Source organism: Arthrobacter sp. CAN_A6 (assembly GCF_015751715.1).
Lineage (GTDB): Bacteria > Actinomycetota > Actinomycetes > Actinomycetales > Micrococcaceae > Arthrobacter_D.
In genome coordinates this window covers 554,259-571,319 of the sequence record NZ_JADOUV010000001.1, presented here as the reverse complement: position 1 = coordinate 571,319, position 17,061 = coordinate 554,259, and the positions used below count along the sequence as shown (strand labels likewise).

Below are 17,061 nucleotides of genomic sequence, written 5' to 3'. Positions count from 1 at the left end.
ACGGCGGTTCACAGGGGCGCGGGAATCTCCAGGGAGGGGTCCCACGGCTGGGTCCATTGCAGCCCCTCGAACAGGGAGTCCAGCAGTATCGCGGTGAATCCCCACACCGTGGCGTTCGGGAGGACGAAGGCCGGGCTTCGCATGGTCGATCCTCTTCTCCGCACGACGGCTGTCCGCCGGTTAGACGGATTCAGGAGGTCCCCTACCGGCACCCGGAAAACCTGGGTCGATTCGGCTTCCGAAACCACGGCGACCGGCGTCTGACGAGCCCACCAGGCAAGGACCGGCGTCACGAGGAAATTGCTGACGGGCAGCCCGACCTCCGGCAGCACCCCCAGCACTTCCACGCCGAGCGGATCGAGGCCGGTCTCTTCCTCCGCTTCCCGGAGTGCCGCGGCACGCTCGTCGACGTCACTGGGGTCGACGGCACCACCTGGAAACGAGACCTGCCCCGGATGGTTGTTGAGGGACCCCGCACGCTCCATCAGCAGGACGTCGAGATCGGCGGGTTGAAGCGCGGACGGGTCCGGGTGAGGTCCGGGCCGGAGCGCTCCGAACAGCATGAGAACGGCCGCGCGGCGGGCGTTCTCGAGTCCCCTGGTACTCAAGTGCCAATTTGCTCGGGTGACGGGAGCGCTCACACCCTCCAGCGAGGATGCGTAGACGCTCAAGGAGTCGTAGGCGTTCACGCTCCCAGCGCGTGCCCGGCTCGGCGGAGCTCGGCGCGTGTCTCGCCGTTCCGCATTCGTTCCAGGAGCTCCTCCCGTCCCGGCGCCAGTTCGTATTTCAGCAGCTTTGCCGCTTTTACGGGGTCGACTTCACCTTCCCCGTAGGACGGGCACAGCGCGGCCACGGGACAGGCGCCGCAGGCCGGTTTCTTTGCGTGGCACACCCGCCGGCCGTGGAAGACCACGTGGTGGGAGAGCAGGGTCCAGTCCTTCGGCTCGAACAGGGCGCCGACTTCGGCCTCCACTTTGACGGGATCGTCGGCAGAGGTCCATCCGAAGCGGCGGGACAATCGCCCGAAGTGCGTGTCGACGGTGATTCCCGGCGTTCCAAAAGCGTTGCCGAGCACCACGTTGGCCGTTTTTCGTCCCACTCCCGGAAGCGTCACCAGGTCTTCGAGCCTCCCAGGCACCTCGCCGTCGTACTCATCGACGAGCCGGTTGGACAGCGCGAGGAGGCTGTTGGCTTTCGCGCGGAAGAATCCTGTGGGACGGATGATCTCCTGGAGTTCCTCCACGCCGGCCTCCGCCAGGCTTCGCGCATCGGGGAACCGCGCGAACAGATCAGGGGTGGTCATATTCACCCGCACGTCCGTAGTCTGCGCGGACAGCACCGTGGCAACCAGGAGCTCGAAGGAGTTCCGGAAGTCCAGTTCTGCAACCGCGTAGGGGTATGTCTCCCCGAGGATTCGATTGATCTTCCGAGCCCTGCGCTTGAGGGCGACGGACGATTCCGCCTCTCTTGCCGACGCCTTCATCGTCTGTTTCCAGAATGCAGCATGCTAGTCCTTCGGCGCGCGTTCGATATTGCTGAGGTCACGCATGACTCCGACGTGCCCGGTGCGTTTGTCCTGCACCAGGAACTCGCTTCCGCGGTCCTCGATGCCTACTTCCCAATCTCCCGGCTCGAGCGTGAAGATCGCGCGGCCGGTGTGCTCGTCCACGACGACCTTCGGGGTGCCGACGGCGAACCAGAAGGCCTCGACCACCTGCTCCTCCTCGGGGTCGCGGGTAGCTGAGATGGGATCCTGCCGGACCGCGGGGCTGCTCTCCGAGATGACCGTGTGTGCCCGAGTCTCGGCGAGGGGTGTCCTGGTTTCGGTTGCTACCCCGTCAGGCGATGGCTCTGCACCGCCCACTTCCTCCTCGGTACTCCCCGGTTCGGTGCGGACGGGTTTCGAACCGCCAGCGTCCGGTGTAACTGTCCCGCAAACAGCAGTGTCCGACACCGGAGTGCCGGACTCGACAGGATCGGAGGACTCGGTGCTGGGAGTGCTGGTGTCCGGCTTCGAACCGGCCGGCGTCGAGGATTTGGCACCAGCGACAGAAACCGACGACGCACCAGTGGCAGACGCCGACGACGACGCACCAGCAGCGGTCGCACCGGCGGCAGTGGCGCCTGCTGCAGTAGCACTCCGCCCCTCCGGGCGCGGGACAGACCCTTGCTTCGATGCCTGCTGGCCGGTACCTGGGCGGATTCTCCCCAGAAGCCCTGCAACCTTCTCCCCGTACTGCTTGGCCGGCTGGCTTTTGTCCGGCCGGGTGTCGGCCGGACGCACCGCGTCCGAACGGACAGTGCCGCCAGGGGGAACTTCGGTCCACTGCTCGACCTGCTCTGCGGGAACGGGCTTCGGCTCCTTCGACTCCTTCGGCTGCCTGGGCGGCTTCGGCCGTGCTGCCAGAACAGGGCGGGCGACGAGGTGCGCGCCGGAGTCGGGACGTTCCTTGAAATCCTTGTTCAACGGAGGCAAATGGGGTGCGAGCACTGTCGCGACGAGCATGCCCAGCGCGCCGATCAGGGATACCAGCGCCCCGGCCTGGAAGAAGGTCACGGTCTCGAGGAAGAAGAAGACCGAGGCGAGCACGGCACTCACCGAGGCGAACTGGTCGACGGACAGCGACCCCACCCGCAGCGTGGCGGTTCCTAGCCTCCTGGACGCCAGAAGTGCCGCGGCGGCCACGGGGAGCAGGATGCCCAACCCTACATAGAACAGTGGAGAGATGGTCCAGAAGTTCTGGTAGGAAATAGTGTCCCGGGCGAAAGGAATGAGCGTTCCGATGAAAACCAGCAGGACGGCACCCCCGAAGACCGTCTCCCGCAGGGTGAAGGGACCCACGACGGCGTCCGAGGGTCCAAAGGGTCCGGAGGGCCGGTGCTCCTGCTCGAGGTGTTCCCCGCTGCCCGTCCGGGCGTCTGCCGGGTTCGCTGTCGAGCCACCCGTCCCACCGGTGTCGTGCTCAACCTGCTGCTTGGTCATGGTGAATCTCCTGTTCATCGCGGCGCCCGGAAGGCCCCTCGGAGAACACCGGTGAAGCACCGGCGTTCCATACCTGTTTCCACCCTAGCCACCCGCGGTGCCCTTCTCCAGCAACCGCCTTCCGCGCACCTCCGATGCTGGACCACTCACCGCAGAATCCCGACCTCTTACCTAGGTGCTGTGACCCCGGCCACAGATTGTCCTACTCGCGGGATAATGTTCCACAAGAGCACGTTGCGGCGGCCGGCATCGCCGGTGCCGCCGCTACCCACGGAGTCACCGAGGAAGTAAAAGAGGGGTAAGACATGTCTGACAGCGCGCAGAAGCAAGGCGATGCATTCGAGAACCTGCTGCACGAGGAACGCCGCTTCCCGCCTACCGACGAATTCGCGGCGAATGCCGTGGCACAGCCCTCCCTGTACGAGGAAGCAAACACACAGGGCTACGAGTTCTGGGCCGTCCAGGCGCGCAACCTCCTGACGTGGGACACCGATTTCACCCAGACGCTCGACTGGACGGACGCCCCTTTCGCCAAATGGTTCGTGGGAGGCAAGGTCAACGCTGCCTACAACGCGCTGGACCGGCACGTCGAGGCCGGGCTCGGGGACCGCGTCGCCATCCACTTCGAGGGCGAGCCCGGTGACACGCGGACCCTCACCTACGCGGAGCTGACCGAAGCGGTGAAGAAAGCGTCGAACGCCTTCGAGAGCCTCGGCGTGGAGAAGGGCGACCGCGTCGCCGTATACCTGCCCATGATCCCGGAAGCGGTCATCACCATGCTGGCCTGTGCCCGCATCGGCGCGGTCCACTCCGTGGTCTTCGGAGGCTTCTCCTCCGAGGCGCTGCGCAGCAGGATCGACGACGCCGAGGCGAAGCTGGTCGTCACCTCTGACGGCACGTACCGCCGGGGAAAGCCCAGCGCGCTCAAACCTGCCGTTGACGGCGCGCTCGAACGGGAGGGCCACTCCGTCTCCAGCGTCGTCGTGGTCAAGCGCAACGGCGAGCCCGTCGAATGGACGGAGGGCCGCGATCTCTGGTGGCACGACGTCGTCGACGCCGCCTCCCCCGAGCACACGGCCGTTGCCCACGATTCCGAGCACCCGCTGTTCATCCTGTACACCTCCGGCACCACGGGGAAACCCAAGGGCATCCTGCACACCACGGGTGGTTTCCTGACCCAGACGGCCTTCACGCACAAGAACACCTTCGATCTCCGCCCCGAAACGGATGTCTTCTGGTGCACCGCTGACATCGGCTGGGTCACCGGCCACAGCTACGTGACCTACGCGCCCCTGATCAACGGTGCCACGCAGCTCATGTACGAGGGCACCCCCGACACCCCCCACCAGGGACGCTGGTGGGAGCTGATCGAAAAGTACAGGGTGTCCATCCTGTACACCGCTCCCACCGCCATCCGAACCTTCATGAAGTGGGGCCGCGACATCCCCAAGAAGTTCGACCTCTCCTCGATCCGCGTGCTCGGTTCGGTCGGTGAGCCCATCAACCCCGAAGCGTGGATGTGGTACCGCGAGGTGATCGGCGGGGGTAAGGCACCCATCGTCGATACCTGGTGGCAGACCGAAACGGGTGCCCACATGATCGCGCCCATGCCCGGTGTCACTGCGACCAAGCCGGGCTCGGCCCAGGTGGCAGTGCCCGGGATCGCCGTCGATGTGGTCGACGAGCTTGGGCAGTCGGTTCCCAACGGTGCGGGCGGTTATCTCGTGATCCGGGAGCCGTGGCCCGCCATGCTGCGGGGTATCTGGGGCGACCCCGAACGCTTCAAGCAGACCTACTGGTCCCGCTTCGACAACATGTACTTCGCCGGCGACGGGGCGAAGAAAGATGCCGACGGCGACATCTGGCTTCTCGGCCGGGTTGACGACGTCATGAACATCTCGGGCCACCGGCTCTCCACCACCGAGATCGAGTCGGCGCTCGTCAGCCATCCCTCCGTTGCGGAGGCGGCAGTGGTCGGCGCGGCGGACGAGACCACGGGTGAGGCTGTGGTGGCGTTCGTGATCCTCCGGGGCTCCGCGAAGGACGACGACGACATCGTCACCACGCTGCGCAACCACGTGGCGAAGGAGATCGGGCCGATCGCGAAGCCCCGGAATATCCTCGTGGTTCCCGAGCTGCCGAAGACGCGCAGCGGCAAGATCATGCGCCGGCTCCTGAAGGACGTGGCCGAGGGCCGTGAGGTGGGTGATTCGACGACACTCGCCGACAGCACGGTGATGCAGCAGATCGCAGCATCGCTGCGAAAGTAAGAGCATCGCTGCGAAAGTAAGAGCATCGCTGGCGCAGGCCGGGCGCCGCTGGTACCCGGCCTGCTGGCTCCGGGCGCCTGCTGGTACCCGGCGCCTGCTGGTGCATAGTTGAACCATGACTGCGGCCACCACCATCCTGCTTCTCAACGGACCGAACCTGAACCTCCTGGGCACACGCGAGCCGGACGTGTACGGGCACGAGACGCTCGACGACGTCGTACAGCTCGCGCGGGCCACCGCCCAAGCGCGCGGATGGTCCCTGGAGAGCCTGCAGTCGAACCACGAGGGCGTTCTGATCGATGCCATCCACGCCGCCGCCGGGACTGCTGCCGCCGTCGTCATCAACGCCGGGGCCTTCACCCACACGTCGGTGGCCATCCGCGATGCGCTGGCCGCCGTCGCGCTTCCTGTGGTGGAGGTCCACATCAGCAACGTGCACCGGCGTGAGGAGTTCCGCCACCACTCCTACATCTCCGGAGTTGCCGACGCCGTGATCGTCGGCGCCGGCGTGGACGGGTACCGCCTCGCTGTGGACCACCTGGCCTCGAAGCTCGGCAGATAAGCCCGAGAAGTCGGTAGAAAGTGCCGCGCATACGCCGGTCCCGGCGTCGAAATCGGCACGGGTAGTGCACCATGGTTCAATGAGTGATTTTTCCGGCGTGCCCGAAGTGATCGACGTACGCGACACCACGGACGCGCCGTTGCTCCAGGTCAAGGACCTTGCGGTGAGCTTCCGGACCACGCACGGTGAGGTGCAGGCCGTGGAGAACGCCAGCTTCACCCTGAGGAAGGGCAGCACCCTCGCCATCGTCGGTGAGTCCGGTTCGGGGAAGTCGACGACGGCGATGGCCTGCATCGGACTCCTTCCTGGTAATGGCCGTGTGAATTCCGGGAGCATCCTCTTCGAGGGCCGGGACCTGGTGGGACTCGCGGAGTCGAAGATGCGATCCATCCGCGGGCGTGCCATCGGGCTGGTCCCCCAGGATCCAATGTCGAACCTGAACCCGGTGACCAAGATCGGTACCCAGGTGGCGGAAACACTGCTGGTGCACGGAATGGCCACCAGGAAGAACGTCAAGCAGCGCGTCATCGAGGTGCTCTCCGCGGCAGGGCTCCCCGAAGCCGGCGAGCGCGCCAAGCAGTACCCCCACGAATTCTCCGGTGGAATGCGGCAGCGCGCCCTCATCGCCATCGGCCTCGCATGCCAGCCGCGGCTGCTGATCGCCGACGAGCCCACCAGTGCCCTCGACGTCACCGTCCAGCGCACCATCCTGGATCAGATCGGCACCATGACCGAGCAGCTCGGCACCTCGGTCCTGCTGATCACCCATGACCTCGGTCTGGCAGCCGAACGCGCATCGGACCTCGTGGTGATGCACCGCGGCCGCGTCGTCGAGACCGGACCTGCCGACCAGCTCCTCAATGATCCCCAGCACCCCTACACGCAGTCACTGGTCCGGGCGGCCCCGAGCGTGGCGGCTGTGCGGCTTCGGCCGGGCGCCTACAACGACGACGCCGCGAAGCGCGCCGAACTCGCCGAGGTGGTTTACGCCGAGCACGAGGCCGAGGGCGGTACAACACCCGCCTCGGCTCCGGAGAACATCGTGGAGATCCGCGATCTGACAAAGGTCTACAAGCGCCGCGGGAGTTCCGAGGACTTCTACGCGACAAAGAATGTGACCCTCGACGTCCCCCGGGGGCAGACGGTCGCCATCGTCGGAGAATCCGGGTCGGGAAAGACCACGACCGCGCGAATGCTCCTCAAGCTCATCGAACCGACGTCGGGCTCGATGACCTTTGACGGCATGGACGTCGCCACGCTGGACAAGGCTCAGCTCAACGACTTCCGCCAGCGGGTGCAGCCCATCTTCCAGGACCCGTATTCCTCGCTGAATCCCATGTTCACCATCGAGCGCATCGTCGAGGAACCGCTCAACGCCTACAAGCGGGGCAGCAAGAAGGACCGGGCGGCGCGGGTCCGGGAACTGATGGACCAGGTGTCGCTCCCGCAGAATGCACTCCGCCGCTACCCGTCCGAGCTGTCGGGTGGGCAACGCCAGCGGGTGGCGATCGCCCGCGCGCTCGCGCTCAAGCCGGAACTGCTGGTCTGCGATGAGCCCGTCTCGGCCCTGGACGTCCTGGTGCAGGCGCAGATCCTGAAGCTCCTCGGCGATCTCCAGTCCGAGCTCGGCCTCAGCTACCTCTTCATCTCCCACGACCTAGCGGTGGTGCGGCTGATCTCCGACTACGTCTGCGTGATGAAGGACGGCGAACTGGTCGAGGCCGCAAGCTCCGAGGAAGTCTTCCAGAACCCGCGCCACCCCTATACGCGCCGGCTCCTTGCCTCGATCCCCGGCAACGAACTCAATATCGAGGGAGAACGCGCTTCCTGAGGTCCGGATACCGGTTGCGTGTCACCACCGGATTCGATCGAACTCCTTCCGCAGCCGCCGCCCCCGGGCGGGGTTCAGGGACTCTACCCAGGAAATGCGCCCGAGCAGGTGTGCCCGGAAGTTCGGGTGCACCGGTCCGCGAGCGCCGTTCTGCGACGCCGGCCCGTCGGTGACGCAGTTGTGCAGTATCGCCTTGAGCTCATCGAAGACGGGGCGGGGAACGTTCGGAACCGAATTCACGACGACGCCGGTCACCGTCTGCCGCACCGCCGCACCCTTCACGCGCGTCTTCCGTGGGTTCACGAGATGACCCTCCGACGTGACGATCCGCTCAACTCCCCGCACGAAGGCATCGGCTCGGCGCGGAAGCAGCCCGGAGCCGCTGAAGGCGAGATCGTCGGCGTAGCGCGTGTAGACGGCCCCCGTTGCCTCCGCCCAGCCCGCGAGCCGCGAGTCCAGCCGCCGGACCGAGAGATTGGCGAGGGCCGGCGACGACGGCGCCCCCTGCGGCAGGTGTGCGGCAGCAAGGGCGCGCCGCAGGGCGAGGCGCTCATCGGGACTGCCGCCGTCTGGCATCCGGGTGAGCACCGCCGCCGGGACCGCCGCCGTACAGATTCCGGTGAGCAGATGCGCAACAGCTTCAGGCATCCCTGCCTGACGGAAGATGCCATGGACGCGGCCGGCGCCGATCGAGGAGAAGAATGTGCGCAGGTCGAGGCTGATGAGCATCTCCGTCCCGAGATGCTGCCCGGCACCCGTCCCCGCGCTGCGGCCCGGCACAAAACCGTGGGCGGCGTCGTGCAGTGGAATTGATCCGAGCAGCTGGTGCAGCACCTTCCGCTGGACAGCCTTCAGGCGCGGCCCGGGCACTTCGAGGAGGCGTGGAACGCGGCCCCTCCTCGTCCGCCAGGCATAGCGGTAGTGGCGCAGCGGCCCGGGCCGCGCACGCCGGTTCCAGTGCCCGGTGTCGGCGAACCACTCGAGCTCTCCGACGGTCAGGTCAAGGAATTGCGCCAGAGCCCCGACGCCGGCTGGAATCCCGGCTGAGGCTCCGGCCGCGGCCGATGCGACGGCGTAGCGGGCCACGGGGATGGGGGCGCCTTTTTCTGCGGCCCGCGCAACGGCGGCGCCGAAAGCGGGAGCCTGGGCAATGAACCGGGCGAGCTCCCGTGGCGCATCAGTGGGCGGACGATGGTAGGCCTTGAGGACGTCGGCGGCCAGCGGGCCGAGCCAGCGCCGTCGCGCTCCCAGCGTGATGGCTCCTGCTGCTATCAGCCCGGGTTTCGACCAGGGATCCGCGGCCAGGAAAGCATGGGCGAGCGCGGAGGCGAGTCCTTCCGTCGACGGATGGGGCGCTCGCGCAAGGACCCGGGAACCAGTGCTGATGCTGCTGGTCGTGCTGAGTGAGCGATGGGCACCGGCCGACCTGTCCGTCCGTGCGGGCTCTGTGCTGCGCGGAGCGCTGTCACGTGCCTGCGGCGCTTTGTCCTGGTCGATCTGCGTACCCCGGGGTAACCCCGGAGAGGAGGGCGCACCTCGTGCGCTCTCCGCCTCGGCCGGTACCCATCGCACGCATTCAGCCTAGCAAGGGGCTTTCCGCACGGTGAGCAGGGAGGCTCCCCGCAGTGCGTGGACCCCGAGGCGGTCGGGACGCCCGCTGTGGTGAACCACCGTCCGGGCCGGCGTCGTCCTACTTCCGCCGGGTCTTGGGATCCAGTGCCTCGCGCAGCGCCTCACCCAGAAGGGTGAACCCGAGCGCCGTGATGACGATGCACGCGCCCGGCAGGAAGGCCAGCTGCGGTGCTACTGCCAGCTCCACCTGGGCATAGGTGAGCATCCTGCCCCACTCCGCGGTCTGGGGGAGCCCGCCGCCCAACCCCAGGTAGGACAGTGCTGCAGCATCGATGACCGCGGTCGCGAGCGTCAGTGTCGCCTGGACGATGACGGGGCCCATGCTGTTGGGCAGCAGGTGGCTCATGGTGATGGTGGACCTGCTCAACCCAAGGGTTTGGGCGGCCAGGATGTAGTCGGACCCGCGCTGCGACAGCATCGACGAGCGGAGCAACCGGGCGAAGATCGGGACCTGGGACACTCCGATGGCGATCATGATGGCATACGGGCTCTGGCCGAGTACCGCGGCGATACTGACGGCCAGCAGCAGGTTCGGCACGGAGAGCAGGATGTCCACGAAGCGCATGATGACGTTGTCCACCCACCCGCCGAGGCCGCCGGCAAGAATGCCGAGCAGCATGCCTCCCGCGAGTCCGAGCGTGGTGGACACGACGCCGATGAGCAAGGAGGCCTGCGCGCCCCAGATCAGCTTGCTGAGGACATCCCCGCCGAAGCGGTCGAGGCCGAGTGGGAAGCCGTCGATCTCACCCGGCCCGGGGATGGTGGTAGGGGTGATCGAGGTTCGTCCGGGAAGGTCGTTCCCGCCGTAGGGCGCAAGGATCGGCGCGAGCGCGGCCACGAGGAGGAAGATCCCGATGATGACGGCGCCGGTGATGGCCTGCGGGTTGCGGCGCAGTCGGAGGAATGCGTCCTTCCAGAGGCCGGTGCCGCCACCGGTGTCGAGGGCGGGATCGGTGGGACCCGCTGGACCGCCGGCGGCGGGGGGCAAGACTGTACTCACTGCACACGCACCCTTGGGTCGATGACGCTGTAGGAAAGATCCACGATCAGGTTGATGAGCGCGTAGAGGATGGCGATGAAGATGATGAAGCCCTGCAGCACCGGGTAGTCGAGCCCGAAGATCGCATCCCGGAGGAAACGCCCGATGCCGCTGAAGGCGAAGACGGACTCCGTGAGGACGGCACCCGAAATGAGCAGGCCGAGCTGCAGCCCGATGGTGGTGACCACGGGCAGCATCGCATTGCGGAGCACGAAACGGCCCCGGATGGTGCGTTCCAGCAGTCCCTTCGCCCGCGCCGTCCGGACGTAGTCGGCGTTCTGCACCTCGAGGACCGAGGCCCGGGTGATCCGCACGATGATCGCCAGCGGGATGGTGCCCAGGGCGAGTCCGGGCAGGATGAGGTGCAGGAAGGCGTCCCAGGCGGCGTCCCACTCACCCGTCAGCAGGCCGTCGAGCACGTAGAAGTCCGTCACGTGGGTCGCATCCATGCGCGGGTTCTGCCGTCCGTCCGGCGGCAGAATGGGCCACTTGATGGCGAAGAGGTATTTCAGGATAAATGCAAGGAAGAACACCGGAACCGTGATGCCGATGAGGCTGAGGACCACGGAAGTGTGATCGACGAAGCGGCCGTAGTAGCGGGCCGCGAAGTAGCCGAGCGGGATGCCCACCCCGATGGCGAAGATCAGGGCGATGACCGTGAGCTCGATGGTCGCTGGAAAGCGTGTCGCGAACTCTTCGAGCACCGGGCGCCCGGTATTGATCGACACTCCGAAGTCACCCTGGAGCAGCTTGCCGATGTAGGTGAAGTACTGCGTCAGGAGCGGCTGGTCGAACCCGTAGAGTTCATTGACCCTCGCCACGGCTTCCGGCGTCGCCTTCTCCCCGAGCAGCGCGGTGGCAGGACCACCCGGCAGGCTGCGCACCCACAGGAACAGCAGGATGGACAACCCGAACAGGGTGGGAATAAGCAGGGCAATACGCTTGCCGATGACGCGTAGCACTCAGGTCCTCTCGGAGGTAAGCCGGACAAGGTAGGTCAGTACAGTCTCGCTCAGCACAGTGGAGCCGGCCGCAGGGCGACCGGCTCCACCAAGGTACAGGTACTACTCGCTGAGCTCGATGTTGGTAAAGACCTCGTCATTGACGGGGCTCGCCGGGTAGGACGTCACGCGCGGGGCGAACGCCAACGACGGCGCGGGATGCGCCAGCGGGATGGCCGGGTTGAATTCGGCGATCTGCTCGTTGATCTCCTCGTAGGCCGCGGTCTGCGCCTCACGATCGGTCATGCCGCGTGCCTCCGTGAGGGCGTCGAACAACTCGGGGTTGTTGAATCCGAACTCGAGCTTCTCCTGTCCGAAGAACACACCGATGAAGTTGTCGGTGTCGTTGTAGTCACCCGTCCAGCCGAGCAGGTGCAGCCCGTGGTCCGGGGTTCCCTGGACCTGGTTCAGGTAGTCGGGCGACCATGCAGCGGGTGCCGGGGTGACGGTGATTCCCACTTCACCCAGCTGCGCGGTGAGGTTGGTGAAGACCTGCTCGGGGGTGGGCATGTAGGGGCGTGAGACGTTCGTCGGGTAGTTGAACTGGACCTCGAAGCCGTCGGGGTAACCCGCCTCTGCCAGGAGCTCCTTCGCCCGCTCGGGATCGTACTCGTAGGTGGTGACCTCTTCGTTGTACCCGTCCACGACGTCCGGGATGAATTGCGTTGCAACCTCGGTGCCCTCGGGCAGTGTCTGGTCCACCAGCGCCTGCTTGTCGATGGCGTGGGCGATCGCCTGCCTCACCAGCGGGTCGGACAACTCGGGTACGGCGTGGTTGATTCCGAGGTAGAGGATGGTGAAGGGATCCCGGGGCACGATGTTGTAGCCGGCATCCGCGAGGGATGCCGTGTCGGCGGGCGCGACGAGGTCGTAGCCGTCGATCGTTCCCGCTTCGAGTGCCTGGCGCCGGGCCTGGGGATCATCGATGATGCGGAAGATCGTATTGGTGATCTGGCCCTTCTCACCCCAATAGTCCTCGTAGATGGACAGTTCGAGCTGCTGGCCCACTTCCCACGAATCGAACTTGAACGGACCGGTTCCCACGGGGTTGCCGAGGGCGTACTCGCTCAGTGTCGGTGATTCCTCGGAGCCGCCGATCTCGTCCGCGGAGAACTCCTCGAGCGCCGTCGGGCTCTGCATGGCGAATGCCGGAAGCGAAAGCGCGGGAACGAAGCCGGCGAACGGCTTCGCGAGGTTGATGGTGACCTCGGAGTCACCGTTCGCCTCACAGGACTCGTAGACAGCCTCTTCCGGGCTGTCGGCGAAGCCCCGGAACAGCGAACCGTAGTAGTAGGACACCGTCTCTGCCTGCTGGACACCGGTCCAGTTGTACCAGCGGTCGAAGTTGAAGCACACCGCTTCGGCGTTGAAGTCGGTGCCGTCATGGAAGGTGACTCCTTCCTTCAGCGCGAAAGTCGTGGACAGGCCGTCTTCGGCCGTTTCCCACGACTCGGCGAGCAGGGGTGCCGGATCAGCGGTGCCCGGCTCCACGCCGACGAGTCCCTCGAAGATCTGGCGGCTGACGCGGAAGGATTCGCCGTCGCTGGCGAAGGCCGGGTCAAGCGACTTGGGGTCGGCGGAGGCCGCGAAGACGAACGTCGAATCGACCGCGCCCTCTCCTTCCGTGCCGGTATTCTCTTCGCGCTGGCTCTGCACGCAGCCGGTCAGGAGAAGCGCGCTGATTGAAATTCCTGCTGTGAGCGCTGCCCGTTTTTTGGCGGGACGCGGGCGCACAGGGGTGCCGCTATTAGACATATGTTGCTCCTGGTGAACGAGTGATTCTGGCCGGATACCCGGTATCCGCCCCGTGAGGGCGGCTAACGCTCTGTCCGTGGAATGAGCCTAACTTCTTGCGGGAGCTGTTTCAGTATTTCCGGCGGAGCGATGGTCACGATTTGGTGTCGTCGGGCGCCGGCCATGTCGGACGCGGCTTTCTTCCGCTCACCGCGCGCTACCTCCGGGTGCACTGCCCGGCGGAAACGCCGTCGTCGCTGGTCCCCGCCTCTTCGACGATGGGGCGCAGTTCTTCAAGTGACAGCGCATAACCCACCGGGGCGTCGGCTGTGGACTTCGCGAAGACCAAGCCGGCAACTCGCCCCTGCAGGTCGAGGAGCGGGCCGCCGGAGTTTCCCTGCTGCACGTTCGCGGCGAGGCTGTACACCTGCAGCGGCGAGGGATCCGTGCCATAGATGTTCTGGACGAGCACCGGGGACAGACTCTGGATGCTCGCCGGCTGGATGCTGTACGGGCCGCCCGCAGGATACCCGGCGAAAGCCGCCGTCGTTCCGTTGGCGAGCTCCTCACCGAGAGCCAGCGGCGCACGGTCAAGGCCCTCGACGGCGATGACCGCGACATCGAGTGCCGGGTCGAAGAGGACGATCCTCCCCGGCATCGCTCCAGCCCCCGGAACCTCGACCACGGGCTCATCGACCCCGGCCACCACGTGGGCGTTGGTGATGACCCTGCCTGGCGCCACCACGAACCCCGAACCTGTCTGGTTCTGGCCGCACTGGAACGCGGTGCCGGCGATACGCACTACGGATGCGGCGGCGGCCGCCAGCTCCGGAGTGTCGACGGATTCGTCGGGAACCTGGGCGGGCGTGACCGGGCCGACACTCTCCAGGATGGTGGGGATGCCGTCGTCCACCACTGTCGTGCGCAACTGGGCCATCCAGGTCCGCACCGGCGCCGGAGTGGTCGAATCGATGGTCTGAATGACCTGGGAGGAGGCAAGCTGCTGTGACAGGAACGGCACCCCAAGGGTCCCCGCGCTGAAGGCGAGCATCGAGAGCACCAGCGCGGCCACCACGGTATTCGCCACGCCACCCAGGAGCCGGTCCACGATCCGCAGCGGCGGGAAGTTGAGCCAACGCCGGATCGATGCACCGAAGGCAGCGCCGATGGTCTGGCCGAGAATGACCAGCACGATGGCGGTGACGATGACGGCCGGCAGCCGCCACGCGTCGTCGGGTACCCATGCACTGACGAGGGGTATCGCGAAGAAAGCGGCCACGGCTCCTGCAACGAAGCCCGCGATGCCGCCCAGCGTCACGACGAAGCCGTTACGGAGGCCGGTGACGAGGTACATCAGCAGCACGATCACCAGAACGATGTCCAAGACGGTGAAATCCGGCACGTAGTCTCTCCCCTAGCGGAAATTGGTCAGGAAGCGGCATACCTCCGTCAGTCAAGGGCCGATTCTAGCGGTCGGAGGTGGGAGGACCCTGAGCATCTGTTGCCGAACCCCTTCCGTCGTGCTTGCTCCCGGTCGCGCCCCGCGTGTAGCGACTGTCACATCCGGCCGGTGTACGGCAAGATGGGAAGGTAGAAGGCCGCGCGGGAGTCCGCACCACCACGTCAAGGAGATTCAATGGATATCGAGGTACTGCGCCGGGCGCCGCTCTTCGCAACACTCGGGGACGACGTTTTCGCCGCGCTCACCGATGAGCTGACCGAGGTGGACCTCTCCCGTGGATCTTCAGTATTCCGCGAGGGTGACCAGGGTGACCAGCTGTACTTCATCGTCTCGGGCAAGATCAAGCTCGGCAGGACGGCCCAGGACGGCCGCGAGAACCTCCTTGCAATCCTCGGCCCGGGCGAGCTGTTCGGTGAGATGGCGCTGTTCGATCCGAGCCCGCGCACCGCTACGGCCACCGCCGTTTCGGAAACCCGCCTCGCCGCCCTGAAGAACGAGAACCTCCGCGCACTCCTGGAGACCCGCCCCGAGGTATCGGCCCAGCTCCTCCAGGCGCTGGCCCGCAGGCTGCGCCGCACCAACGAGTCGCTCGCCGACCTCGTTTTCTCGGACGTTCCGGGCCGCGTCGCGAAGGCACTGCTCGACCTCGCGGACCGCTTCGGACGCCCCGCAACCGACGGTATCCTCGTGGCCCATGAACTCACGCAGGAGGAACTGGCGCAGCTCGTGGGCGCCTCGCGCGAGACCGTGAACAAGGCGCTCGCCGAATTCGTGCAGCGCGGCTGGCTCCGGTTGGAGGCCCGCGCGGTCGTCATCCTCGACATCCAGCGGCTTCGCCAGCGCAGCCGCTGAGGCGCGCACGCGGCTCTCCTTCCGAGGCTGCGCGTCGCCTGGCTGGCGGTGCGCAGTAGCGGCGGATGTACGACGCCGACACTCACGCCCCGCGCACGACGTCCGCCAGAAGGCCCGCCTAACGGCCGCGCTGCGCCGATCCGCCCTCGGTGAGCTTCGGGCAGGCGACCTCGAGCATGAGTCCGCCGTTCTGTTCGGCGAGTTGCGGGTAATAGACCTTCACCGGACGCTTGTGGGACAAGTAGGCGATGCAGCCGCGTGAGGAGCCGATCTTCTCGAGGATGATTTCCACCGCGGGCACGGCGAGATCGCTCAGGGTGCACCCGACGGTGTTCGGTTGACCCACCTCGTCACCCAGCTGGGTCGTGTTGCGCCGCTCGACCTCCTGGGCCGCCCAGCGCCATTCACCCCAGACGCCCTTGCTCGCGAGGATCGTCGGCTCCTGGTTCACCGGCTGCGCGGCCGCGAAGTAATGGGTGTCGAAGCGCCGATGAGCGAAGTCGGGGCTCAGCCAGTGCGAGAGCGGCTTGATCAAGTCGGTGCGGACCCCGAGTCCACGCCGTTGCAGGATCTCGGAGAAATTGCACTCGCCCTCGTTGATGGCTTCACGGGCCTTCATCCATTCGCGGCCGTTGGTGCCCTCCACGAGGCTTGATGCGTCCGGTCCCGCAAGCAGGACGCCGGTCTCCTCGAACAGCTCACGGATAGCCGCAAGGACATGCCGGCGTGCCAGGTTGTGGTCCTCGATGCCCAGGGCCTTCGCCCACGAGAGGGGCGTGGGCCCGAACCACTCCACGGCGTCGTCGTCCGATTCCTCGATGCTTCCGCCCGGGAATCCCACGACGCCGAGCGGCGACTGCCCGCGCCGGTAGGAAAGGTATGTTTCGGTGCCCACCGCGCTGTCGCGGATCAGTACCACTGACGACGCCGACCGCGGTTTGAGCGGCGTGCGTTCCCCGTGGTCCACCCAACTCCTGGCAGCCGTGAGCTGGTCGGGATGAATAGGAAACAGACGGTTGCTTAAACGGTCCACGTTGCTAGATGAACTCCGCGATGATTTCGATTTCCACCGGCGCGTCGAGCGGAAGCACTGCGACGCCGACGGCGGAGCGGGCATGGGTGCCCGCCTCACCAAGTATTTTACCGAGAAGTTCCGAAGCACCGTTAATCACGGCAGGCTGTCCCGTGAAGGACGGGTCCGAGGCAACGAAACCGGTTACTTTGACGATGCGGGTGATGCGGTCGAGGTCGCCGATCTGCGCCTTGACGGCGGCCAGGGCGTTGACCGCGCAAGTCCCCGCGAGCCGCTGGGCGGTTTCCGGATCGACGACGGCCCCCACCTTTCCCGAAGCTGGGAGTTTCCCATTAATCAGCGGAAGCTGCCCGGAGGTGTAGACAAAGTTGCCGGAGATGACGGCCGGCACATAAGAAGCCAGGGGCGGCACTACGGCCGGAAGCACTATCCCAAGCTCTTCGAGCCGGGCCTCGACGGCTGAAACAGCGCCATCCGGAACAGTCACCGCTAGTTCTTTTCCCGCTTGAGGTAGGCTACCAAACCGTTCCCATCGGGACCGGGAACCACCTGCACCAGCTCCCAGCCGTCGTCGCCCCACTGGTCCAGGATCTGCTTCGTGGCGTGGATGATCAGCGGTATTGTGGAGTACTCCCATTTCGTCATGCCTTAAAGCGTAGCGC

The 17,061-nt window shown here is 66.3% G+C and carries 15 protein-coding genes; 4 read left to right on the top strand and 11 right to left on the bottom strand.

Going from position 1 to position 17,061, the window contains the following annotated elements:
- Positions 1-8: 8 nt before the first annotated feature.
- From IWX75_RS02830 to IWX75_RS02820, 3 genes are read right to left on the bottom strand one after another with little or no spacing between them, the layout of a single operon-like run.
- Positions 9-689: an NUDIX hydrolase gene (locus IWX75_RS02830; protein ID WP_442858941.1), complete on the bottom strand. Its 681-nt coding sequence runs from the start codon at positions 687-689 to the stop codon at positions 9-11.
- A complete protein-coding gene (nth, locus tag IWX75_RS02825) occupies positions 686-1,483 on the bottom strand; it encodes an endonuclease III (protein ID WP_196820709.1) in 798 nt (265 codons plus the stop codon). Before nth ends, IWX75_RS02830 begins: the two co-directional genes overlap by 4 nt.
- Before the next feature lie 24 nt (positions 1,484-1,507).
- Complete coding sequence (locus IWX75_RS02820) at positions 1,508-2,983, bottom strand: hypothetical protein (protein WP_196820708.1); 1,476 nt, start codon at positions 2,981-2,983, stop codon at positions 1,508-1,510.
- Between the two features lie 305 nt (positions 2,984-3,288).
- Here IWX75_RS02820 and acs point away from each other — a divergent pair, with 305 nt between their 5' ends.
- The 3 genes from acs (at position 3,289) to IWX75_RS02805 (ending at position 7,646) form a co-directional block, all read left to right on the top strand.
- On the top strand, positions 3,289-5,253 hold the full coding sequence (gene acs / locus IWX75_RS02815; protein WP_196820707.1) for an acetate--CoA ligase: 1,965 nt from the start codon (positions 3,289-3,291) through the stop codon (positions 5,251-5,253).
- A 115-nt stretch (positions 5,254-5,368) separates the two neighbouring features.
- Entirely contained in the window at positions 5,369-5,815 is a 447-nt protein-coding gene (gene aroQ / locus IWX75_RS02810) for a type II 3-dehydroquinate dehydratase (RefSeq protein ID WP_196820706.1), read from the top strand.
- Between the two features lie 79 nt (positions 5,816-5,894).
- Complete coding sequence (locus IWX75_RS02805) at positions 5,895-7,646, top strand: dipeptide ABC transporter ATP-binding protein (RefSeq protein WP_196820705.1); 1,752 nt, start codon at positions 5,895-5,897, stop codon at positions 7,644-7,646.
- 21 nt (positions 7,647-7,667) lie between these two features.
- On the opposite strand, the gene IWX75_RS02800 is transcribed toward IWX75_RS02805, so the two are convergent.
- The 5 genes from IWX75_RS02800 to IWX75_RS02780 form a co-directional block, all read right to left on the bottom strand.
- Complete coding sequence (locus IWX75_RS02800) at positions 7,668-9,218, bottom strand: reverse transcriptase family protein (RefSeq protein WP_196820704.1); 1,551 nt, start codon at positions 9,216-9,218, stop codon at positions 7,668-7,670.
- A 118-nt stretch (positions 9,219-9,336) separates the two neighbouring features.
- Positions 9,337-10,278 carry an ABC transporter permease gene (locus IWX75_RS02795; protein WP_196820703.1) on the bottom strand — a complete coding sequence of 314 codons (942 nt, stop codon included), beginning with the start codon at positions 10,276-10,278 and terminating at the stop codon, positions 9,337-9,339.
- The gene (locus IWX75_RS02790; protein WP_196820702.1) at positions 10,275-11,279 is read right to left on the bottom strand and encodes an ABC transporter permease; all 1,005 of its coding nucleotides are present in this window, start codon (positions 11,277-11,279) and stop codon (positions 10,275-10,277) included. Before IWX75_RS02790 ends, IWX75_RS02795 begins: the two co-directional genes overlap by 4 nt.
- Before the next feature lie 102 nt (positions 11,280-11,381).
- Positions 11,382-13,073: an ABC transporter substrate-binding protein gene (locus IWX75_RS02785; RefSeq protein WP_196820701.1), complete on the bottom strand. Its 1,692-nt coding sequence runs from the start codon at positions 13,071-13,073 to the stop codon at positions 11,382-11,384.
- A gap of 196 nt (positions 13,074-13,269) precedes the next feature.
- Positions 13,270-14,454 carry a MarP family serine protease gene (locus IWX75_RS02780; RefSeq protein ID WP_196820700.1) on the bottom strand — a complete coding sequence of 395 codons (1,185 nt, stop codon included), beginning with the start codon at positions 14,452-14,454 and terminating at the stop codon, positions 13,270-13,272.
- A gap of 234 nt (positions 14,455-14,688) precedes the next feature.
- Between IWX75_RS02780 and IWX75_RS02775 the strand changes: the two genes are divergently transcribed.
- Positions 14,689-15,366, top strand: a complete 678-nt coding sequence (locus IWX75_RS02775) for a Crp/Fnr family transcriptional regulator (protein WP_026532340.1) — start codon at positions 14,689-14,691, stop codon at positions 15,364-15,366.
- A gap of 118 nt (positions 15,367-15,484) precedes the next feature.
- On the opposite strand, the gene IWX75_RS02770 is transcribed toward IWX75_RS02775, so the two are convergent.
- From IWX75_RS02770 to IWX75_RS02760, 3 genes are read right to left on the bottom strand one after another with little or no spacing between them, the layout of a single operon-like run.
- Entirely contained in the window at positions 15,485-16,399 is a 915-nt protein-coding gene (locus IWX75_RS02770; protein ID WP_196820699.1) for an NUDIX hydrolase, read from the bottom strand.
- A 4-nt stretch (positions 16,400-16,403) separates the two neighbouring features.
- Complete coding sequence (locus tag IWX75_RS02765; protein ID WP_196820698.1) at positions 16,404-16,886, bottom strand: RidA family protein; 483 nt, start codon at positions 16,884-16,886, stop codon at positions 16,404-16,406.
- Positions 16,887-16,888: 2 nt separating this feature from the next.
- Positions 16,889-17,044 carry a DUF4177 domain-containing protein gene (locus tag IWX75_RS02760; protein WP_148599555.1) on the bottom strand — a complete coding sequence of 52 codons (156 nt, stop codon included), beginning with the start codon at positions 17,042-17,044 and terminating at the stop codon, positions 16,889-16,891.
- Between the last annotated feature and the right edge of the window lie 17 nt (positions 17,045-17,061).